The organism is Rhodoferax saidenbachensis (genome assembly GCF_001955715.1).
Classification (GTDB): domain Bacteria; phylum Pseudomonadota; class Gammaproteobacteria; order Burkholderiales; family Burkholderiaceae_C; genus Allorhodoferax; species Allorhodoferax saidenbachensis.
In genome coordinates this window covers 265,915-286,793 of the sequence record NZ_CP019239.1, presented here as the reverse complement: position 1 = coordinate 286,793, position 20,879 = coordinate 265,915, and the positions used below count along the sequence as shown (strand labels likewise).

Sequence of the window (20,879 nt, the reverse complement as noted above, 5' to 3'; positions counted from 1 at the left end):
TTATACGGATTGCACGGCATGAGCGAAACCACGTTTGACTACATCATCATCGGCGCAGGCACGGCAGGCAGCCTGCTGGCCAACCGGCTCTCGGCGGACGCATCCAAGCGCGTGCTGCTGATCGAAGCCGGCCGCCGCGATGACTACCACTGGATCCATATCCCCGTGGGTTACCTGCACTGCATCGGCAACCCGCGCACCGACTGGCTCTACAACACCGAGCCCGAGGCCGGCCTCAACGGCCGCGCGCTGCGTTACCCGCGCGGCAAGACGCTGGGCGGCTGCTCCAGCATCAACGGCATGATCTACATGCGCGGCCAGGCGCGTGACTACGACCAGTGGGCCCAGCTGCTGAACGACCCAAGCTGGCGCTGGGACCAGTCGCTGCCCTACTTCAAGCTGCACGAAGACCACTACAAAGGCGCCAGCGCCGTACACGGAGCACGCGGCACCACCCCAGCGTTGCTGCAGGAAGGCAGCACGCCGTACCAGAAAGTACTGCGCCATCGGGGTGCGGGCGGTGAATGGCGCATCGAGAAACAACGACTGCGCTGGGATGTGCTGGACGCGTTTGCACAAGCGGCCACACAGGCCGGCATCCCCGCCACCGACGACTTCAACCGCGGCGACAACGAAGGCGTGGGCTATTTCGAGGTGAACCAGAAAGCCGGCTGGCGCTGGAACACGGCCAAGGCCTTTTTGCGCCCCACCTGTTACGCCCGCCCCAACTTCGAGTTGTGGACCAGCGCCCAAGTGGCCAAGCTGGTAGTGGAGCCGCAAACCGAAGGTGACGCGCCCTTGCGCTGCACCGGCGTGCAGGTGTGGGATGGCTCCACGCTTGTGACCGCCACAGCGCGCGCCGAGGTACTGCTGTGTGCAGGTGCCGTGGGCAGCCCACAGATTCTGCAACTCTCGGGCCTGGGCCCGGCCGCGCTGCTGCAGGCGCGCGGCGTACCTGTGGTGCAGGACACCCCCGGAGTGGGCGCCAACCTGCAAGACCATTTGCAGATCCGCGCGGTGTTCAAGGTCAAGAACACCCCCACCCTCAACACCCAGGCCAACAGCCTGTGGGGCAAGGCGAAGATCGGGCTGGAATACGCCTTCAAACGCACCGGCCCCATGAGCATGGCGCCCAGCCAGTTGGGCGCCTTCACGCGCAGCGATGCCAGCCAACCGCACCCCAATCTGGAATACCACGTGCAACCGCTGAGCCTGGATGCGTTTGGCCAGCCGCTGCACAGCTTCAACGCCTTTACCGCGAGCGTCTGCAACCTCAACCCCACCAGCCGCGGCACGGTGCAGATCAAGAGCAACGATTTCAAGGACGCACCGGCCATTGCGCCCAACTACCTGAGCACCGACGCAGACCGCCAGATCGCCGCCGACTCGCTGCGCGTAACCCGCAAGATCGTGGCGCAGCCGGCGCTGCAGAAATACCAGCCCGAGGAATACAAACCCGGCACCCAGTTCCAGAGTGACGCCGAACTGGCGCAATTGGCCGGTGATATCGCCACCACCATCTTCCACCCCGTCGGCACCACCAAAATGGGCCGCGTGGACGGACCCGACAACGACCCGATGGCTGTGGTCGACAACCGCCTCAAGGTGCGCGGCGTGGCCGGTCTGCGCGTGGTCGATGCGGGCGTCATGCCACTGATCACCAGCGGCAACACCAACTCCCCCACCCTGATGATTGCGGAAAAGGCGGCCCAGTGGATCGCCGAGGACGCCCGGGACAATTTTGCGCCGGGCCGCCCCAAGCAGAATTAGCCCCCTCCGGGGGCAGCGACCCGCGCAGCGGCGGAGCGTGGGGGCAATATGTTTAAAGGGTTTGTCCTGATGCCGACGCCCCCACAAGGCAGCTACATTGAGGCTTGTTCCAGACACACAGCAACTGCGAACACGCAACCTGGTTAGAGACGACGCCGAGGAGACGGCAAAAACAACAACAGCAGCTTCGCAAAGACTGCTTCAAAAAGCACCGGTGATCCCGGTGCTTTTTTTATGGTGGATTCAATGTTTGCTTGGGCTGCATTGCGGCGGAAGCAGTCGTTCGCAGAATCACCCGAATGGGGGATGTTCAAGCTGGTTCCGAGGCGTGAGAATCGTGAATTCTGTGGCCCACGCCGTTCCTTACAACGTGCGTGGTTTGTCGGAATTTTTATACCTGTACAAACGCACATGAATATTACTGAAATCGAGACTGCAAGCGGCTTCCCAGCGCATTTTTCGCCCAGTTTATCCCGCAGCGACCAGAATATCCCGCAGGTTTTGCGGTAGGCATTCGTTAGGTTTTTATCGAGTTTTTTTCACCACAAGGAGCGTTACAACATGAAAGCAAGTGATTTTGAGGAAAAGGTCTGGGCTGTCGAAGGAATTCGGATTGTTTTGCGCACAGATCCAAATACAGAAGTAAAAGATTACGACAAGAAAAATGCCGCAGATGCAAGTTTGAGAATTACAGAGTTACTTGAAAAGCGCATTACTCCATGTATCGGAGGAAGCATTCAAGTTGCCGTTCTTCAGGGCGATGGCGAAGAACCTCATGGCAGGGTCATTCTTAGAACAATCCGCAATGGGTACAAAACCTAACGGGTTGCTCGGCGCGGACACACAGCAGAGAGAGGCCGCTTCGCGGCCAGTGCTGTGTGCCGGGCAGCGCCAACGTTAACGACTGCTTTAGAGCGATGTGAAAGTCGACTATCAGTCTGAAGCAGCCTGTCCAAGACTCGCAAAATCTCAAGCCACTTCACCCGAAGCGAGAAAGCCTGGCCCTGAAATAGCCCCCTAAAACCCCGCGACAATCAACCCATGGAAATGGAAATGCTTGTCGTCACGCTGGCCTCGCTGCTGGCCGGGTTTGTGGACTCTATCGTGGGGGGCGGGGGACTGATTTTGATCCCTGCGCTGTTCACCGCCTTCCCCAACGCCCATCCGGCCACGCTGTTTGGTACCAACAAGGGCGCTTCGGTCTGGGGCACGGGCATTGCCACGGTGCAGTACAGCCAACGCGTGACCATGCCCTGGAAAGCGCTGGCACCTGCGGCAGTGGCCGGGTTTACCGCATCGCTGGGCGGGGCCTGGCTGGTGACGGTGATATCGCCCGAGTTTCTGCGCAAGCTGCTGCCGGGCGTGCTGGTGCTGGTGCTGATCTACACGATTGCCAAGAAAGAACTGGGGCGCCACCACGCGCCGCGTTTCTCCGGCGTGGCGGAGATGCTGGTGGCCAGTGGCATTGGTGCGCTGATCGGGTTTTACGACGGCTTCTTTGGCCCGGGCACGGGCAGCTTCTTTGTGTTTTTGCTGGTGCGCTTTTTGGGCTATGACTTTTTACATGCGTCCGCTGGCGCCAAGCTGCTCAATACCGCCACCAATCTGGCCGCACTGCTGCTGTTCACGCTCAAAGGCCATGTGTGGTGGCACTACGCGCTGGTGATGGCGCTGGCCAATGTGGTGGGCAGCGTGGCCGGTACCCACCTGGCGCTCAAACACGGCACGGGTTTTGTACGCGGCGTGTTTATTCTGGTGGTGTCGGCCCTGATCCTGAAGACCGGCTACGACGCTTTCATGCGCTGAGCCGCTGCGCACAGAGCGCAAATTGCTACATTTTTAGTAGCTACTTGCGCAATCCCCATAAGGGCTAGTGACCGATTTCGCCTATAACTGCGGGGGCCGTAGCAGGCGTGACGACTGCGGTACCCGGCAGGGGCCAGGGCAAATCCTTGACGATGCGGGGCTTGCCGGTGGGGGCGGTGGCCTGGCCACGGCTCACAGCAACCAGGTCTTCTTGGCTGGGGTACTGACCCATCAACCAGTAGTCAAAAGCGCGCCGCGCAATCGGCGCCGCAGCGGCCGAGCCGAAACCCGCGTTTTCCACAATCACGGCCAACGCAATCTTGGGGTCTTCGACCGGCGCGAAAGCGATGTACAGGGAATGGTCGCGCTGGCGCTCTTCCATCTTGGCGGCGTTGTACTTTTCTTTCTGGCCCAGGCTCACCGCCTGGGCGGTACCGGTTTTGCCCGCGCTCAGGTAACCCGCGCCGGCAAAGACGCGTGACGAGGTGCCTTCCTGGGTGACGCTGACCATTGCCTTGCGGACGACGTCAATGTGCCCGGGCTTGAAACCCAGATCCTCTGCAGGTTGCGCCGGCACACGCTCGGTCGCATGGGTGGTGGCGTCCTGGGTGGCGATGACCAGTTGCGGTTTGTGTTTGACGCCGTTGTTGGCCAGTGTGGCCGTGGCCTGGGCCAACTGCAGCATGGTGAAGCTGTTGTAACCCTGGCCGATGCCCAGGGAGATGGTTTCACCGGCGTACCAGCGTTGCTGTTCGGGGCGCTTGTAGTAGCGGCGCTTCCAGTCGGTGCTGGGCAATACACCGCGCACTTCACCATTGATGTCGATGCCGGTGATCTGGCCAAAGCCCAAAGGCTTCATGAAGTCGTGCATGGTGTCCACACCCAACTCGTTCGCCAGGGAGTAGAAATAGGCGTTACTGGACTCGGCGATGGCACGGTGCATGTCCATGATGCCGCCCTTCTCGTTTTCCGGGCTGCCGAAGCGGTGGCCACCAAACATGTAGAAGCCGGGGTCATTGACCAACGTGGAGGGAGAGCGGGTGCCGGTTTCCAGCGCGGCCAGTGCCATGAAGGGTTTGTAGGTGGAGCCCGGTGGGTAGGTGCCGCGCAGGGCCCGGTTCAACAGCGGTTTGTCCAGCGACTCGTTAAGCATGGCCCAGTTTTCCTGGTCAATGCCTTCGACGAACAGATTGGAATCAAACGTGGGCTTGCTGACAAAGGCCAACACTTCGCCGGTCTTGGGGTCCAGTGCCACCAGCGCACCACGGCGCTCGCCAAACATGTCTTCGATGAGTTTTTGCAGCTTGATGTCGATGGACAGCATCACACCGTTGCCGGGAGTGGAAGGGTTGCTGGCCAGCTTGCGCACGGCGCGCCCGCCCGCCGAGGTCTCGATCTGTTCCACACCCGTGATGCCGTGCAGCTGTGTCTCAAAACTTTGTTCCACACCGAGTTTTCCGATGTATTCGGTGCCGCGGTAGTTGGCCTGGTCGTCGCTGTCCTCGATCTTTTCCTTCTCGGACTGGTTGATGCGGCCGATGTAGCCGATCACATGGCTGGCCAGTTCGCCATAGGGGTAGTTGCGAAACAGCCGGGCCTTGATTTCCACCCCGGGGAAGCGAAAACGCTGGGCTGCAAAACGGGCTACCTCGGTGTCGGTCAGGCGGGTGCGAATGGGCAGCGACTCAAAGCTGCGGGACTCGTCCATGAGCTTCTTGAAGCGGCGGCGGTCGCGCGGCGTGATGTCAATCACCTGGGACAGCTCTTCCAGCGTGCGCTCCAGGCCGCCACTTTTGGACGGCGTGATCTCCAGCGTGTAGGCCGAATAGTTGCTGGCCAGCACAATGCCATTGCGGTCCAGGATCAGGCCCCGGTTGGGCACGATGGGGATGATGGCGGTGCGGTTGTTTTCGGCCTGCGCACGCAGGTCGTCATGCCGCCAGATCTGCAGGTAGACCAGGCGTGCCACCAGCAACAGGAAACACGCCAGCACCACCATGCTCACCACAAAAATGCGGGTGCGAAAGCGGGCCAGGTCGGCTTCTACATTGCGTAACTCAGTCATGGCAGCCGCAGCGCAGGGCCGACCCAAGCCAGGCTAGCTCCACGCCCTTGAAAATCCAGGGCCCCTCCCCCGGATGGGGGCAGCGACCACACAAAGTGAGGGAGCGTGGGGGCCATCATTTCGACTAGAGTGGGCGATTCGCATCGGGATTGGGCGCCCGACGCTGCGGCGCCAGCAACAGGATGCTGGCCACCGGCCACAGCAGGGCCTCAATCACGGGCGACAACACCATGGCGATGCCCGGGAACGTGCCGCCCCCCAGCATGCGCAACACCAGCTCCACCCCGTGGGCAGCGAGAAACAGCGGAAACACCTGGGCTGCTTGCGAAGGCACCGAGAACCACAACAAACGGCGGTGGATGGTGATGGCAAAGAAACTCAACACTGTGTAGGCCATGGCATGCTGGCCCAGCAAGCCCCCCTGGTGCACGTCCATCAGCAGGCCAAAGAAAAAAGCAGCACCAATGCTCACGCGCAGCGGCTGGTGCACGGTCCAGAACACCAGCACCACCGCCAACAAATCCGGCGACCAGGCGGCGCGGCCCCACAGCCCCATGTTTTGCAACATGTTGAGCAGCAATGCCAACAACAGGCTGCCCCAGATGAACAAGGGATTGGCAGGCAACAGCAGTTGCTGGCCCTGGCGCATGATCATGGCCGCGCTCCAGCAAAGTCAAGGGCGTTCATTTGAGTTCTCCGCGGCGCGTTACGGCAGGCGTGGGCCCATCCGGCAGAGGGCGCACCGGTATCTGCGCTGTGAGCGGCTCCAACACCATCACATGCGCGGCACCCGATGCCAGCGCCAGCGGCTGGCAATAAATATAGGCAAACACCGCGTCCACACGGCGGTCCACTTTTTCCACGCGCGCCACCGGCAGGCCGGGCGGATACACGCCGTCCACACCACTGGTGGTCAACAGATCGCCCACCTCCACGTCGGCATTGGCGGCCATGAACCGCAGCACCATGGCATCGGCGTGGGTGGAGGTGTCGCCAAAGGCCACACCACGCGCACCGGTACGGGTATTGAGCACGGGGATGGCATGGTCGCGGTCAGTGATCAGCGTGACCTCGCTCACAAAGGGGTACACACGGGTCACCTGGCCCAGCACACCGGATTCGTCCAGCACCGGTGAGCCCAGGCCAATCTTGTCCATCTGGCCCTTGTCGATCACCACCTTGCGGGTATACGGGTCGGCCGCGTCATAGAGCACCTGGGCGGCTATAGAAGGCGAATGCAGGCGATCGCGCAGACCCATGAGTTTGCGCAGGCGGTCGTTCTCCAGGGCCAGTTGCTCGACCTGGTTGGCGCGCTGGGACTGCAGGTTCAGTTTTTTGCGTGCCGCCTCTTCAGCGGACTGGGCGCTGCGCAGTGATTCAAGGTACTGGCCGCTGTCCTGAACCAGCAATACCGGGCGCATGGCCAGCCATTGCACGGGGTACAACACGGCGGCCAAGGCCACACGCAGCGGCTGCATCATCTTGAACCGTGCATCGGCCACCATGAGAAACAGCGCCAGAGCACTGAAGACAGCCAACTTGGACAGGGCCGATGGGCCCTGGCGGAAGAAAGGAGGGGGATCTCTGTCCAGCGTACCTAAGGGCATGGTACGGGCATCGCTGACAGGGGTTTATTCGCTGGTGAAAATGGAACCCAGGCGCTCCATCTGCTCCAGTGCAATGCCGCAACCGCGCACCACACAGGTCAGAGGATCTTCAGCCACCAGCACCGGCAGACCGGTTTCTTCGGCCAGCAGGCGGTCCAGATCACGCAACAGCGCACCACCACCAGTGAGCATCATGCCGCGGTCAGCAATGTCTGCACCGAGTTCGGGCGGGGTTTGCTCCAGCGCGTTTTTCACGGCGGAGACGATGTTGTTCAGCGGATCGGTCAACGCTTCCAGGATTTCGTTGGAAGAGATGGTGAAGCTGCGCGGCACGCCTTCGGACAGGTTGCGTCCACGCACTTCCATTTCCTTGACTTCGGAGCCTGGGAAGGCTGAGCCAATTTGTTTCTTGATGGCTTCTGCGGTGGGCTCACCAATCAGCATGCCGTAGTTGCGTCGGATGTAGTTGATGATGGCTTCGTCAAACTTGTCACCACCGACGCGCACAGAGCCCTTGTAGACCATGCCGCCCAGCGAGATAACGCCGACTTCAGTCGTACCACCACCGATATCCACCACCATGGAGCCGGACGCCTCGGACACCGGCAGGCCGGCACCGATGGCCGCTGCCATGGGTTCTTCGATCAGGTACACATCACTGGCGCCAGCGCCGAGGGCAGATTCGCGAATCGCGCGACGCTCCACCTGGGTGGAACCGCAGGGCACACAAATGATGATGCGCGGGCTGGGTTTGAACACGCCACGCGGATGCACCATCTTGATGAACTGCTTGAGCATCTGCTCGGTGACCGTGAAGTCGGCAATCACGCCGTCTTTCATCGGGCGAATGGCCTCGATGTTGCCGGGCACCTTGCCCAGCATGGCCTTGGCTTCGCGGCCTACGGCCTGGATGGTCTTTTTGCCCTGGGGGCCACCTTCGTGGCGGATGGCAACAACGGAGGGTTCGTCGAGGACGATGCCCTTGTCACGCACAAAAATCAGGGTGTTGGCCGTACCCAAGTCAATGGCCAGGTCGGTGGAGAAGTACCGACGGAAAGCTCCAAACATCTCAAATCCTCTCGGGCACGGGGAGCACTTCGACCCTCCGTCGCCATGGTTTTATCGTTTCAAAATCGTAAGTCTGGTGTCAAAGTCCGCGCTTTTACGCCTCTCGCACCAAAGGCAGGATAATAACCCATACCCTGTGAATAACTTGCCCCGGGAAGTCCCCCAGGGCCCGATTTACCTTTGGTTTCACCTCATTTTTTGCCCATGTCCCTGACATCTCACGATATCGCCCGGCTCGCCAATCTGGCCCGGCTGGAGCTGCAACCCGCTGAAAGCACCCGGCTGCTAGGCCAGATGAACGATTTTTTCGCCATTGTTGAAAAAATGCGCGCGGTCGACACCACCGGGCTGGAGCCGCTGGCCCATCCTGTGGCGGCCATTCAGGACATTACGCTGCGTTTGCGCGAAGACACGGTGAGTGAACCCAACCAGCGCGAAGCCAACCAACAAAGCGCGCCCGCCGTGGAGCGTGGGCTGTTTTTAGTGCCCAAGGTCATTGAATAAGAAGAAACAACAATGACAAGCACAAGCTCCCTCTCCACCACCGCCCTGCACGACCTGGGCGTTGCCGAACTGGCACAAGCGCTGCGCAGCAAGCAGGTTTCCAGCGTTGAAGTCGCCACGCATCTGCTGGCCCGCGCGCGCACGCACACGGCGCTCGGCGCGTATGTCGATGTGCGCGAAGACACCACGCTGGCCCAAGCACGCGCGGCCGATGCGCGCATTGCAAATGGCAGCGCAGGCGCACTCGAAGGTGTGCCACTCGCGCACAAGGATATTTTTGTCACGCAGGACTTCGCCACGACAGCGGGCTCGCGCATGCTCAAGGGCTACCGCTCACCGTTTGATGCGACCGTGGTTGCCAAGCTCAAGGACGCGGGCACCGTGACCTTGGGCAAGCTCAACTGCGATGAATTCGCCATGGGTTCGAGCAATGAAAACACCGCGATTGCAGCGGTCGGTTTTGATACCGTGGTGCCCACGCGCAACCCCTGGAATGCAAGCCGCATTCCAGGCGGCTCGTCGGGTGCCAGCGCAGCCGCTGTCGCCGGACGGCTGGCTCCAGCCGCGACCGGCACCGACACCGGTGGCTCCATCCGCCAGCCCGCCTCGTTTTGTGGCATCACCGGCATCAAACCGACCTACGGCCGCGCCTCGCGTTACGGCATGGTGGCCTTTGCGTCGAGCTTGGACCAGGCCGGCCCCATGGCCCGCAGCGCACAGGATTGCGCGCTGTTGCTGAGCCAGATGTGTGGCCCCGACCTGGACCGCGACTCCACCTCGATTGACATGCCTGCCGAAGACTTCTCGCGTACGCTGGACCAGTCGATTGAAGGGCTGCGTATTGGCGTGCCTGCAGAGTTTTTCGGCGAAGGGCTCTCCAGCGATGTACGCGCCACGGTGGATGCGGCGCTCAAGCAGTACGAGAAACTGGGCGCCAAGCTGGTGCCCATTGCATTGCCGCGCACCGAGCTGTCCATTCCGGTGTACTACATCATTGCGCCCGCCGAAGCGTCGAGCAATTTGAGCCGTTTTGACGGTGTGAAGTTTGGTCACCGCGCCGACAAGTACACCGATCTGGCCGACATGTACAAGAAGACCCGCGCCGAAGGTTTTGGTGACGAGGTCAAACGCCGCATCATGATTGGCACCTATGTGCTGAGCCATGGCTACTACGACGCCTACTACCTGCAGGCGCAAAAAATCCGCCGCATGATTGCGGACGATTTCCAGAACGCATTCCAGCAATGTGATGTGATTGCCGGCCCCGTGGCGCCCACCGTGGCGTGGAAGCTGGGTGAAAAATCCGATGATCCGGTGGCTAACTACCTGGCCGATATTTTCACGCTGCCCGGCTCGCTGGCCGGCCTGCCCGGCATGAGTGTGCCGGTGGGCTTTGCCACCACGGGCGACGACGCAGGCATGCCCATCGGCATGCAGCTCATCGGCAACTATTTCCAGGAGTCTCGCCTGCTCAACGCGGCGCACCGCTTCCAGCAAGCGACGGACTTCCACCTGGCCAAGCCCGCAGGATTCTGAACAATGAGCGAGACCGTGAACACATTTGAAGCACAACAAAAGGGCCGCCCGACCGGCCCCCTCGTGGGTGGGTACGAAGTCATCATCGGCTTCGAAACGCACGCCCAGTTGTCGACTGCCAGCAAGATTTTCAGCCGTGCATCCACCGCCTTTGGCGCCGAGCCCAACACCCAGGCCTGCGCCGTGGATCTGGCGCTGCCCGGCACGCTGCCGGTGATGAACAAGGGCGCGGTCGAACGCGCCATCCAGTTCGGTCTGGCGATTGGTGCGCACATTGCACCCAAGAGTATTTTTGCGCGCAAGAACTACTTCTACCCCGACCTGCCCAAGGGCTACCAGATCAGCCAGTTTGAGATCCCCGTAGTGCAAGGCGGCGCCGTGGAATTCTTCCTCGGTGAAGAGAAAAAGTCAGTGCGCTTGGTGCGCGCCCACCTGGAAGAAGACGCGGGCAAATCGCTGCACGAAGATTTCATCGGCCAGTCGGGCATCGACCTGAACCGCGCCGGCACCCCGCTGCTGGAAATCGTCACCGAGCCCGACATGCGCTCCAGCGCCGAGGCCGTGGCCTACGCCAAGGAACTGCACAAGATCGTGACCTGGATCGGCATTTGCGACGGCAACATGCAGGAAGGCTCGTTCCGCTGCGACGCCAACGTATCGGTGCGCAAACCTGGTGCCCCATTGGGCACGCGCCGCGAGATCAAAAACCTGAACAGCTTCAAGTTCATGCAGCAGGCCATTGACTACGAGGTACGCTGGCAGATCGAGCAAATTGAAGATGGTTTGGAAATTCAACAGGCGACCGTATTGTTCAACCCGGACACCGGCGAAACCCGTGCAATGCGCACCAAGGAAGACGCGGCCGACTACCGTTACTTCCCCGACCCAGACTTGCCACCGCTATGTATTTCGGAGCAGTGGGTGCAAGAAGTACGTGGGCAAATGGCCGAATTGCCACGTGTCATGGCACAACGGTTTGAAACGTCTTATGGCTTGAGCGAATACGACGCCACGGCTTTGACACAGAGCCTGCCGCTCTCCGCTTATTTTGAAGCAACCGCCAAGGCCGGTGGTCAGCCCAAACTGGCTGGCAACTGGATCATGGGTGAAGTCGCGCGCCGCTTGAATGCACAAGACATCGGCATTGAATCGTCCCCCGTCAGTGCGCAATCATTGGGACAACTCATTGGACGCATTGCCGACAGCACCATTTCCAACAATGCTGCCAAGCAGGTATTTGACGCCTTGTGGGACGGTGGCACCGATGTGGATGCCATCATCGAGTCCAAAGGCCTCAAGCAGATGAACGACACCGGCGCACTGGAAGCCATCGTCGACGAAGTCATTGCCGCCAATGCCAAGAACGCAGCCGAGTTCAAGGCCGGCAATGACAAGGCGCTCAACGCCCTGGTCGGTCAGATCATGAAAGCCAGCAAAGGCAAGGCAAACCCGCAGCAGGTCAATGACCTGTTGCGCAGCAAGCTGGCTTGAGCCCCATTCGCAGGACAACTCACGCCGGGCCGCCCCAAGGTGAGTTAGCCCCCTGGGGGGGGGGCAGCGACCAGCGCAGCGGCGGAGCGTGGGGGCGCTACTTCGAGACAGTCGTCCAGAGCTGGCGCAGTTGCACCAGCTCGTCGTCAAAGCGGTTATTGACGCGGCGGACTTCGGCTTCCTGCTCGTCGATAAACCGCTTTTGCACGGTCTGGCTCTGGTTGTTTTCTTCAAGCTGGCGACGCACATAGGCGGGCGCCTTGGTGGGGTCCTTCTTGTAGAACTCCATCTCTTCGTCAATGCCCACCCGCTGGCGTGCCAATTCAGTCAAGCGGGTCTTGGCGGCTTGGATCACCACCCCAATTTGGGTCAGTGCTTCGTTGCGCTCCTGGTCATGGACCGCTTTGTTGGGGTAACGGGTCAACAGGGCACGGGCACGGCGTTTTTCCTCCGCCGCACGGCCCAGCTCCTCGCGTTCCCGTTTTTCCTTTTGTTCCAGTTCTGCTTTTTCCTGGGCGGTCAGCGTGGGGCCGACCTTGGCCTTCACCGTGCCACTGGGGTTGAGCACTTTTTGCTCGCGGTCCGTGCATTCCGGAATGGGCCTATCCGCCGTGAGTTTGCGGCCTTTGGCGTCAATGCAGGTGTAAACCCCCGAGATCACCGGCGAGCTTTGCGCCCAGACCGAACCGGCCGCACCGGCACACGCCAGGACAACCACCACAACCCACAATTTTTTTGTCATGCTCACCCTTCATCAACACCGTAGCGCGCGCGGTAGGCCTGCACCTGCTGGTGGTATGCGGCCGTCCCGGTATCGCTGCGCTTTTCCAGATACTGCATCAAATCGCTGAGCTTCGCAATCGCGCAAACCTGCAACCCTAATTTGTTGCGCACGTATTGCACGGCGCTGTAGGCCACGTCTTTGCCGTCTTCGGTCGCCATTTCCTGCCGGTCCAGCGCGAGGCACACCGCGTGTGGCGTCGCACCTGCTGCCTGAATGATGCGAATGGACTCTTTGGCCGCCGTGCCGGCCGACATCACATCGTCGACGACCAGGACCCGACCCTTGAGGGGTGCGCCGACCAACGTGCCACCTTCTCCATGGTCCTTGGCTTCCTTGCGGTTGTAGGCAAACGGCACATTGCGCCCGCGCCGGGCCAACTCCACCGCGAGTGCGGCGCCCAGCGGAATACCCTTGTAGGCCGGGCCAAACACCATGTCGAATTCGATACCGCTGTCCAGCAGGCGCTGGGCATAGAATTCGGCCAAACGCCCCAGTTTGGCACCGTCGTCAAACAGGCCCGCGTTGAAGAAATACGGGCTCATGCGCCCCGCTTTGGTCTTGAATTCGCCGAAGCGCAGCACCCCGCATTCGACCGCAAACTGCACAAACTCCTGGGCCAAAGGGTCCTGAACTGCCATGGGAAATTCCTTGTTTAAGTTAACCAGCCTGAACCTCAACGGCATTCGCTCGGCCACCAGCAAGGGGCTGGAGGCCTGGCTGCAACAGGCACGCCCTGATTGTATTTGTGTGCAAGAGGTCAAAGCCCAGCACGACGATGTACACGGCAAGTTTCACGAACTGGCCGGAATGCAGGGGCACTTCCACTACGCACAAAAGAAGGGCTACTCTGGTGTGGCCGTGTACACCCGGCACGAGCCCAGCGATGTCATCATTGGGTACAACTCCCCCGAGTTTGATGCGGAGGGGCGCTATGTGGAACTGCGGTTTGACACGCCCCAACGCAAGATGTCCATCCTGAGCGTCTATTTCCCCAGCGGCTCGTCGGGCGAAGAGCGCCAGCAGGCCAAGTTCCGCTTTCTCGGAGAGTTTTACCCCCACTTACAAAAGCTCAAGTCGGAGCGCGAGTTCATTCTGTGTGGCGACGTGAACATTGCGCACCAGCAGATCGACCTGAAAAACTGGCGCAGCAACCAGAAAAACTCCGGATTCACACCCGAAGAACGTGCCTGGGTGACCAAGCTAGTGGGCGAAGGCGGCCTGGTGGACGTATACCGCCAGTTGCACCCCGAGACTACCGATACCAGCTACACATGGTGGAGCAACCGCGGCCAGGCGTATGCCAATAACGTGGGATGGCGTCTGGACTACCACCTGGCCACACCTGCGATGGCTGCATCTGCGCGGACCAGCCACATCTACAAAGACCAGAAGTTCTCCGACCACGCGCCAATCACGATTGAATACGAACGCGCCTGAGCCGGAGTTTGTGGGGCAGAGCCTCAGCCTCCGCTCTTGCCCGCTTTGGCCCGCTGGTACAGCGGCATCACCTTGGGCAGGTTGGCTTCAATTTCGGCAATGCGGGTACTGCCGGAGGGGTGGGTAGACAACCACTGCGGTGGTGCCGACTGGTTGGCGGCGCCCATCTTTTTCCACAGGGTGACGCCTGCGCGCGGGTCGTACCCGGCGCGTGCGGCCAACTCCATCCCCACCAGGTCAGCCTCTGATTCGTCCGCGCGGCTGAAGGTCAGCGTGAGCAACTGCGCACCGTAGTTGGTCACCGTCTGCCCGAGCTCACCCAGCCCCAACACCTGACTCAGCAAACTGGCCCCTATGCCGGTGGCGGCGTTTTTGCCCATGCGTTCACGCGCATGCTCGCGCAACGCGTGGGCGATCTCATGGCCCATGACCATGGCCGCCTCGTCTTCGGTCAGTTTGAGTTGGTTCAGGATGCCGCTGTAGAAGGCAATCTTGCCACCGGGCATGCAAAACGCATTGATCTGGTCAGCGTTGATCAGGTTGACCTCCCACTGCCATCCATTCGCACGCGGGTTCCATTCCATCGCATTCGGAATGATGCGCCGCGCAATGGCACGCAGGCGCAGCACCTGGGCATTGTCTTTGGAAGCCAGCGCATTTTTGCTGGCGGCCTGTGACAGCGTCTGTGCGTACTGTTGTGCAGCGGACTTCTCCACCTGCTCGGCCGACACCAGGTTGGAAAAGGCCGAGTTTCCGCCGACTTCCACACCCTCGCGCGCCCAACTGCCCGGCACCAGGCCCAACCACAATACGGCAACAGCAATCGTGTATTTCATGAACGGTATTATTCCCGCATGACGATGCCCCCCCCCAAGATCTCCGCCACGGCGGCCAAGCCCACCTGGGCGCAGACCTTGAGGGTGTACCTGGAGCCCGCCTCCTTGCGCATGTTGTCACTGGGTTTTTCTGCCGGGCTACCACTGCTGCTGGTGTTTGGCACCTTGAGTTTCTGGCTGCGCGAGGCGGGCATCGACCGCACCACCATCGGATTTTTAAGCTGGGTCGGGCTGGCGTATGGTTTCAAGTGGGTCTGGTCGCCGCTGGTGGACCGTCTGCCCATCCCTGTGCTGACCCGTGTGCTGGGACGCCGTCGCAGTTGGTTGCTAGCGTCACAGGCCATGATCATGGTGGCGCTGGTCTTGATGGCCCTGACCGATCCGCAGCAGTCCCTCGCCACGATGGTGTGGTGTGCCGTGGCGGTGGCCGTGGGGTCTGCCACACAGGACATTGCGTTGGACGCGTTTCGCATTGAATCCGCCGACACCCGGCACCAGGCCGCACTGGCCGCCACTTACCAGACTGGTTACCGCCTGGCCATGATCTGGGCCGGTGCAGGCACGTTATGGCTGGCCGCGCGCGCCGAAGTGCCCGCAGCGGTGGCAGGTGCGGCTGCGACCTACCAGCACGCCGCTTGGCAAACCGCCTACCTGGCCATGGCGGCGAGCATGTTGCCCGGCGTGCTGACGGTACTTTTTTCGGCGGAGCCCGCGCGCATGGTGTTGGCTCCGGCGCGCAACGCGCGCGAGTGGCTGCAAGGCGCGCTGGTCGCCCCATTTGCCGATTTTGTGCAGCGCTACCGTTGGCAGGCCGCACTGATCCTGGCCCTGATCGCCACCTACCGCATCAGCGATGTGGTGATGGGCATCATGGCCAACCCTTTCTACGTGGACATGGGCTACACCAAGGACGAGGTGGCCGCAGTCACCAAGATCTACGGCGTCGTGATGACGCTGGCCGGAGCCTTTGTCGGCGGCGCACTGGCCATGCGGGTGGGCGTGATGCGGGTGCTGATGCTGGGCGCGGTGCTCAGCGCGGGCAGCAACCTGTTGTTTGCCTGGCTGGCAGGCCAGGGGCACGACGTGACCCGATTGATCTTTGTGATCTCGGCGGACAACCTGGCCAGCGGCATCGCCTCGGCAGCGTTTATCGCCTACCTGTCGTCGCTAACCAATGTGAACTACTCGGCCACCCAGTACGCGTTGTTCAGCTCCATGATGCTGCTGCTCCCCAAATTCGTGGCGGGTTATTCCGGCCTGTATGTGGACCATTTTGGTTACGCCAGCTTCTTCACCTCCACCGCGTTGCTGGGCGTACCGGTACTGGGACTCGTGTGGCTGGCTTCAAGGGTCAAATCGCCCTCCAGCCCTTGAGGGATATGCGCAAGCAGCTATTGATTTGGTAGCATTGTTTACGTATCTTTACAGACACTTCAACTGCGCGGCACACGCCCCACCGCCCCCAGGACTAGACTGAAGCCATGAGCCAACAACTGCTGATGATTGAGGACGACGCCCGCCTGGCCGCCATGGTGGCCAAGTACCTGGAACAAAACGGATTCACGCTCGCCACCGCGGGCGATGGTGCCAGTGGCCTGGCCCGACTCACGGCCGCCGAGTCCACCGCACAGCCCGAGCTGGTGATTCTGGACTTGATGCTGCCCGATATGGATGGGCTGGAAGTGTGCCGACGCATCCGTGCGCTCCCTTCCCACCTGGCGCAAATCCCCATCCTCATGCTGACTGCCAAGGGTGACCCCATGGACCGCATCATCGGGCTGGAGATGGGTGCGGACGACTATCTGCCCAAACCGTTTGAGCCGCGTGAACTGCTGGCCCGCATCCGCGCCATCCTGCGACGCAAGGTCGATGGCCCCACCAGCACCGGCAAGGCCCTGCGTTTTGGTTCGCTGGAGATCGACCGCGACGCACGCACCGTGACCGTGGCCAATGCCGCACGGGAACTGACCTCGTACCAGTTTGACCTGCTGGCCGCCCTGGCCGAACGCGCCGGGCGCGTGCTGACGCGCGACCAGATCATGGAAGCCGTGCGCGGCCGGGAACTCGAAGCCTTTGACCGCTCGATTGACGTGCACATGGGCCGCATCCGTGCAGCCATTGAAGCCGACCCCAAGAACCCCAAACGCATTCTCACCGTGCGTGGTGTGGGTTACGTCTTCGCGCGGCAACAAGACTAAGGTCATTCCTCCGTGTTCCTGAAAAAGCTGTATGTACGCATCTGGCTGGCCGTCGTGCTGGCCGTGGCGGTACTGACTTTGCTGGTGGGCTGGGCCTGGCGCATGGCAGCGGACCCGCCCCTGCGGGAAGTGGTGGTGCGCAACGCCGTAGGTGAAATCATTGGCAGCGGCCAGGCACGCCGCTCACGCCCTCCGCCTCCACCCGAATTGCGAACCGAAAAACGCGACGCTACCGCCACGCCCAACGCCGCGGGAACCACCCCGGACGAAGACGACGCTGATGAAAGCGATCGCAAAAGCCGGTTTGGCAGCGGCCCCGAATTTGTCGTGCGCATGCAGGATGGGCAGACCATGCACCTGCACATGCCGCGCCCCCCCAAAAACACCTGGGCCGCGCCCTTTGGTTTCCTCTGGACCCTGGGTCTGGTGGCCATTGCGGTGGCGCTGGCCACCTACCCCATCGTGCGGCGGCTGACAAGGCGGCTCGAAGCCTTGCAACACAGCGTGCAGCAGTGGGGCGACGGCAACCTGAGCGTGCGCATGCCACAGGAGGGGGATGACGAAGTCGGCTACTTGGCCACGCGTTTCAACCACGCAGCGCAGCAGATCGAAACACTCGTTAAAGCGCAGGACGCGCTCCTGGCCTCCCAAAAGTCGTTGCTGGCCAATGCCTCCCACGAACTGCGCTCGCCGCTCACACGCATCCGCATGGGACTGGAGCTGATGGGCACGGCCCCCAGCCTGGCCGACCAGGAAGAAATCGCCCGCAACATTGGCGAACTGGACCAGTTGATCGAGGAAATCCTGCTGGCCAGCCGCCTGGACGCGCGCGAGGCCGATCTGGGCACCGTGGAGCCGGTAGACCTGGTGGGCCTGGCGGCAGAAGAATGCGCGCGCACAGGCGCCCAGTTGGAGGTCGCCCAGACCACGCTGCTGGTGCCCGGGGTGAGCAAGCTGCTGCGCCGCGTAGTGCGCAACCTGCTGGAAAACGCCCAGCGGTATGGCAAGGGTGAGGTGCAGGTGGTGCTGCGCCAGGAGGGTGCGCATGCGGTTCTGCAGGTGAACGACGCAGGCCCGGGTGTGCCGGAAGCGCTGCAAACCCGTATTTTTGAACCGTTTTACCGCCTGCCCGGCGCCTCCGAGCGGGATGGGGGGGTGGGACTGGGTCTTTCGCTGGTGAAGTCCATCACCCTGCGCCATGGCGGCACGGTGCGCTGCAGCAACCGCCCGCAAGGCGGTGCATCTTTTGAAGTGCGCCTGCCCGGGGCGTCTTAGCGCCTGTTCAAGGTTTTAAACCACGGCAAGCCGGCGCGAAAGCGCCAAGACGGCCTGCCCAAAAGGCCGAAACCCCAGAATTCGGCCTTTTTTTTGTAAATATTTACAAAAAACCCTGCAAATTCACCCGAATGGGGGATACCGCAAAGCGTTGCGAACCCCTAAAGTTCACCCAACTGCTGTCACAGTTCAAAGAAAAGAAGCCAAACCAACCAATAGGTTTGCTTCAAACGGTTCCAACGACGTCCCTTCGGGGACTTTTACAAAGCCATCCTCACGGATGGCTTTTTTTTATGCCAAATTGGCGCCTAGCCCCGATGGGCGTTGCGCAAGCAGCTACAAATACGATAGCACTTTGGACGGCTGGATATCGACCAGACAGCGGGTATGGCCGAGCGGGCACTCGCGCTCGAAACAGGGCGCGCAGTCCAGCGGCGGAAAGTAGTCCGGATCGTTCTTGAGCCAGACCACCTGGGCGTGCGGGCTCAGCGGCGGCGTGTGCAACGGGCTGGACGAACCGAACAGCGCCACCTGCGGCACACCAAAGGCAGCCGCCACGTGCATCAAGCCGGAGTCATTGCTCACCATGGCACGGGCGCCGGCAATCGTGGCCAGTGCCAAGTCCAGCGTGGTGCGTCCTGCCCAGTCGCGGCACTGCCCGGGAACCACCGCGTTGACCGCCTGGGCAATCTCGACACACAGCGCCGCTTCCTTGGACGAGCCCAGCAAGACCACGGGCCGGGTCAGTTGGCGCGCCAGCGCCGCGTAGTGCTGCGCCGGCCAGCGTTTGGCCGGGCCGTACTCTGCGCCGGGTGCCATGACGTAATAGCCCTGCGGCTGCAGTTGCAGACCGGCCAGCGAGGCCTCCACAATCACCGGGTCAATCGCCAGTTGCGGCCGGTCATCGGCCACATCGGAATCGCCACTCAGCGCGGAGTAGAAGGCCACCATCGGGGGGCGGCTGTTTTTGCCGGGGTTTTTCAGCCGGTGGGTGAGTAAACCCACCCGCGTTTCGCCCATGTAGCCCACCCGTTTGGGAATGCTGGCCAGAAACGGCAGCAGCGCACTCTTGAGCGAATTGGGCAGCACATACGCGGTGTTGAATCGGCCCTGTAACTGCCGCGCCAGGCTGCGTCGCGCCTTGAACTGCAGGCCACCATGGGCGAACGGGAATTCAATGACCTCGGCCACCTGCGGCATGGCCCGGTAGACCGGCGCCACCCAGGGCAATGCGCCTACGGTCAGCCGCTCACCACGCGCCGCCAGACGGCGCAACAGCGGCTCGGTCATCACCGCGTCCCCTATCCATTGGGGCGCGATGATCAAGGAGCTAGTGTCCACTAGCGAAGTGCTCGCCGTCTTTCAGTTTGTAGACGGTGCCGCAATACGGGCACTTGGCTTCGCCGGAGCGGGCCACGTCCAGGTAGACCTTGGGATGGGTGTTCCAGGTCTTCATGTCGGCCAGCGGGCTGGGGCAGAACACGCCACCCTGGTGGTTCAGGTCTTTGGCCAGGATTTCGATCACAGCTTGGGTCATGGTGGTCAGACTTTCGTGAGCCAGTGGGCGTATTTGGGATTGCGGCCGTTGACGATGTCAAAAAACGCGGTCTGGATTTTTTCGGTGATGGGGCCACGGCTGCCGCTGCCGAGTTCGATGCGGTCCAGTTCGCGGATAGGCGTCACTTCGGCGGCGGTGCCGGTGAAGAAGGCTTCGTCGGAGATATACACCTCGTCGCGGGTGATGCGCTTTTGCACCACTTCCAAGCCCAGGTCCTTGCAGATGTGGAACACGGTGTTGCGGGTGATGCCGTTGAGCGCACCGGCCGACAGATCGGGCGTATAGACCACACCGCCCTTGACCACGAACAGGTTCTCGCCCGCGCCTTCCGACACAAAGCCGTTGGCGTCGAGCAGCATGGCTTCGTCGTAACCGTCGTCCGTGGCTTCCATGTTGGCGAGGATGGAGTTGGTGTAGTTGCTCACCGCCTTGGCCTGGGTCATGGTGATGTTGACGTGGTGGCGGGTGTAGCTGGAGATCTTCACACGGATACCGCGCTTCATGCCTTCTTCACCCAGGTAGGCGCCCCAGGGCCAGGCGGCAACCATCAGGTGGATGGTGTTGCCTTTGGGCGAGACGCCCAGTTTCTTGTCGCCGATCCAAGTCAGCGGGCGCAGGTAGCCGGACTCCAGCTTGTTCTCGCGGATCACCGCTTTCTGTGCTTCGTTGACCTGTTCTTTGGTGAACGGGATTTGCATGCGCAGGATCTTGGCGCTGTTGAAGAGGCGGTCGGTGTGTTCTTCCAGGCGGAAGATGGCCGGGCCATTGACCGTGTTGTAGGCCCGCACGCCTTCGAATGCGCCGCAGCCGTAGTGCAGTGTGTGGGTCAGCACATGGATCTTGGCGTCACGCCAGTCCACCATCTGGCCGTCCATCCAGATTTTTCCGTCGCGATCGGCCATGGAGGGGGGTAGTACGCTCATCAGGGTGTCCTTGTAAGGGGT

Annotated in this window: 20 protein-coding genes; 10 read left to right on the top strand and 10 right to left on the bottom strand. The window is 61.5% G+C overall.

The features are described from left to right. Nucleotides 1-18: 18 nt before the first annotated feature. From RS694_RS01375 to RS694_RS01365, 3 genes are all read left to right on the top strand, one after another. Entirely contained in the window at nucleotides 19-1,770 is a 1,752-nt protein-coding gene (locus tag RS694_RS01375) for a GMC family oxidoreductase (protein ID WP_051392098.1), read from the top strand. 561 nt (nucleotides 1,771-2,331) lie between these two features. Then, nucleotides 2,332-2,592, top strand: coding sequence for a hypothetical protein (locus RS694_RS01370; protein ID WP_076069236.1), 261 nt, complete (start codon nucleotides 2,332-2,334; stop codon nucleotides 2,590-2,592). Nucleotides 2,593-2,817: 225 nt separating this feature from the next. Continuing rightward, nucleotides 2,818-3,576 carry a sulfite exporter TauE/SafE family protein gene (locus RS694_RS01365; protein ID WP_029709395.1) on the top strand — a complete coding sequence of 253 codons (759 nt, stop codon included), beginning with the start codon at nucleotides 2,818-2,820 and terminating at the stop codon, nucleotides 3,574-3,576. Nucleotides 3,577-3,640: 64 nt separating this feature from the next. Here the strand turns inward: RS694_RS01365 and mrdA are convergent, their stop codons facing one another. The 4 genes from mrdA to RS694_RS01345 all read right to left on the bottom strand — a co-directional run bounded on the left by mrdA (nucleotide 3,641) and on the right by RS694_RS01345 (nucleotide 8,316). After that, nucleotides 3,641-5,641 (bottom strand): penicillin-binding protein 2, encoded by a 2,001-nt coding sequence (gene mrdA / locus RS694_RS01360; RefSeq protein ID WP_029709394.1) that lies wholly within the window; start codon nucleotides 5,639-5,641, stop codon nucleotides 3,641-3,643. 124 nt (nucleotides 5,642-5,765) lie between these two features. Beyond that, a complete protein-coding gene (mreD, locus tag RS694_RS01355; RefSeq protein ID WP_029709393.1) occupies nucleotides 5,766-6,296 on the bottom strand; it encodes a rod shape-determining protein MreD in 531 nt (176 codons plus the stop codon). A 28-nt stretch (nucleotides 6,297-6,324) separates the two neighbouring features. Continuing rightward, nucleotides 6,325-7,248 (bottom strand): rod shape-determining protein MreC, encoded by a 924-nt coding sequence (gene mreC, locus RS694_RS01350; protein ID WP_029709392.1) that lies wholly within the window; start codon nucleotides 7,246-7,248, stop codon nucleotides 6,325-6,327. Nucleotides 7,249-7,272: 24 nt separating this feature from the next. After that, nucleotides 7,273-8,316, bottom strand: coding sequence for a rod shape-determining protein (locus tag RS694_RS01345; RefSeq protein WP_029709391.1), 1,044 nt, complete (start codon nucleotides 8,314-8,316; stop codon nucleotides 7,273-7,275). A gap of 204 nt (nucleotides 8,317-8,520) precedes the next feature. Between RS694_RS01345 and gatC the strand changes: the two genes are divergently transcribed. The 3 genes from gatC to gatB are packed head-to-tail and all read left to right on the top strand — an operon-like array spanning nucleotide 8,521 to nucleotide 11,847. Continuing rightward, entirely contained in the window at nucleotides 8,521-8,820 is a 300-nt protein-coding gene (gatC, locus tag RS694_RS01340) for an Asp-tRNA(Asn)/Glu-tRNA(Gln) amidotransferase subunit GatC (RefSeq protein WP_029709390.1), read from the top strand. A gap of 12 nt (nucleotides 8,821-8,832) precedes the next feature. Then, nucleotides 8,833-10,356 (top strand): Asp-tRNA(Asn)/Glu-tRNA(Gln) amidotransferase subunit GatA, encoded by a 1,524-nt coding sequence (gene gatA / locus RS694_RS01335; protein WP_029709389.1) that lies wholly within the window; start codon nucleotides 8,833-8,835, stop codon nucleotides 10,354-10,356. Nucleotides 10,357-10,359: 3 nt separating this feature from the next. Beyond that, nucleotides 10,360-11,847, top strand: a complete 1,488-nt coding sequence (gatB, locus tag RS694_RS01330; RefSeq protein ID WP_029709388.1) for an Asp-tRNA(Asn)/Glu-tRNA(Gln) amidotransferase subunit GatB — start codon at nucleotides 10,360-10,362, stop codon at nucleotides 11,845-11,847. 97 nt (nucleotides 11,848-11,944) lie between these two features. Here gatB and RS694_RS01325 read toward each other — a convergent pair whose 3' ends face one another. Both RS694_RS01325 and pyrE read right to left on the bottom strand, forming a co-directional pair. Next, complete coding sequence (locus RS694_RS01325) at nucleotides 11,945-12,589, bottom strand: hypothetical protein (RefSeq protein WP_029709387.1); 645 nt, start codon at nucleotides 12,587-12,589, stop codon at nucleotides 11,945-11,947. 2 nt (nucleotides 12,590-12,591) lie between these two features. Next, complete coding sequence (gene pyrE / locus RS694_RS01320) at nucleotides 12,592-13,269, bottom strand: orotate phosphoribosyltransferase (RefSeq protein WP_029709386.1); 678 nt, start codon at nucleotides 13,267-13,269, stop codon at nucleotides 12,592-12,594. Between the two features lie 10 nt (nucleotides 13,270-13,279). Here pyrE and RS694_RS01315 point away from each other — a divergent pair, with 10 nt between their 5' ends. Further along, complete coding sequence (locus RS694_RS01315; protein ID WP_029709385.1) at nucleotides 13,280-14,068, top strand: exodeoxyribonuclease III; 789 nt, start codon at nucleotides 13,280-13,282, stop codon at nucleotides 14,066-14,068. A gap of 23 nt (nucleotides 14,069-14,091) precedes the next feature. On the opposite strand, the gene RS694_RS01310 is transcribed toward RS694_RS01315, so the two are convergent. After that, complete coding sequence (locus RS694_RS01310; RefSeq protein ID WP_051392097.1) at nucleotides 14,092-14,904, bottom strand: M48 family metallopeptidase; 813 nt, start codon at nucleotides 14,902-14,904, stop codon at nucleotides 14,092-14,094. Between the two features lie 18 nt (nucleotides 14,905-14,922). Here RS694_RS01310 and RS694_RS01305 point away from each other — a divergent pair, with 18 nt between their 5' ends. The 3 genes from RS694_RS01305 to RS694_RS01295 all read left to right on the top strand — a co-directional run bounded on the left by RS694_RS01305 (nucleotide 14,923) and on the right by RS694_RS01295 (nucleotide 18,377). After that, nucleotides 14,923-16,278, top strand: coding sequence for an AmpG family muropeptide MFS transporter (locus RS694_RS01305; RefSeq protein ID WP_029709383.1), 1,356 nt, complete (start codon nucleotides 14,923-14,925; stop codon nucleotides 16,276-16,278). Nucleotides 16,279-16,385: 107 nt separating this feature from the next. Further along, nucleotides 16,386-17,102: a response regulator gene (locus tag RS694_RS01300; protein WP_029709382.1), complete on the top strand. Its 717-nt coding sequence runs from the start codon at nucleotides 16,386-16,388 to the stop codon at nucleotides 17,100-17,102. 12 nt (nucleotides 17,103-17,114) lie between these two features. Then, nucleotides 17,115-18,377, top strand: a complete 1,263-nt coding sequence (locus tag RS694_RS01295; protein WP_076069233.1) for an ATP-binding protein — start codon at nucleotides 17,115-17,117, stop codon at nucleotides 18,375-18,377. 336 nt (nucleotides 18,378-18,713) lie between these two features. Here RS694_RS01295 and waaF read toward each other — a convergent pair whose 3' ends face one another. The 3 genes from waaF to RS694_RS01280 are packed head-to-tail and all read right to left on the bottom strand — an operon-like array spanning nucleotide 18,714 to nucleotide 20,858. Then, on the bottom strand, nucleotides 18,714-19,703 hold the full coding sequence (gene waaF / locus RS694_RS01290) for a lipopolysaccharide heptosyltransferase II (protein ID WP_276324432.1): 990 nt from the start codon (nucleotides 19,701-19,703) through the stop codon (nucleotides 18,714-18,716). 4 nt (nucleotides 19,704-19,707) lie between these two features. After that, nucleotides 19,708-19,914: a zinc-finger domain-containing protein gene (locus tag RS694_RS01285; RefSeq protein ID WP_029707864.1), complete on the bottom strand. Its 207-nt coding sequence runs from the start codon at nucleotides 19,912-19,914 to the stop codon at nucleotides 19,708-19,710. Between the two features lie 5 nt (nucleotides 19,915-19,919). Beyond that, nucleotides 19,920-20,858 (bottom strand): branched-chain amino acid transaminase, encoded by a 939-nt coding sequence (locus RS694_RS01280; RefSeq protein ID WP_029707865.1) that lies wholly within the window; start codon nucleotides 20,856-20,858, stop codon nucleotides 19,920-19,922. Nucleotides 20,859-20,879 lie beyond the last annotated feature (21 nt).